This is a genomic window from Streptomyces sp. PTL18, assembly GCF_059510295.1.
In genome coordinates this window covers 1-321 of sequence record NZ_JCAJZO010000157.1, presented here as the reverse complement: position 1 = coordinate 321, position 321 = coordinate 1, and the positions used below count along the sequence as shown (strand labels likewise).

Below are 321 nucleotides of genomic sequence, written 5' to 3'. Positions count from 1 at the left end.
CACTCCAGAAGCGATCCGTCCGGGCCCTACGGCGACTATTACATGTGGGCCGACGACGACAAGCAGTATCCGGACGCCCGGATCATCTTCGTCGACACCGAGGCCTCCAACTGGACCTTCGACCCGGTCCGCAAGCAGTACTACTGGCACCGCTTCTTCTCCCACCAGCCGGACCTCAACTACGAGAACCCGGCCGTCCAGGAGGAAATTCTGGCGGCCCTCCGCTTCTGGCTGGACCTGGGCATCGACGGCTTCCGGCTGGATGCGGTGCCGTACCTGTACGCCGAGGAGGGTACGAACTGCGAGAACCTTCCGGCGGCA

The 321-nt window shown here is 63.9% G+C and carries 1 protein-coding gene; it reads left to right on the top strand.

What is annotated here, in order from left to right:
- A partial coding sequence (locus tag AC5WS8_RS39450; protein ID WP_496108285.1) for an alpha-amylase family glycosyl hydrolase occupies positions 1-321 on the top strand: 321 nt, incomplete at both ends.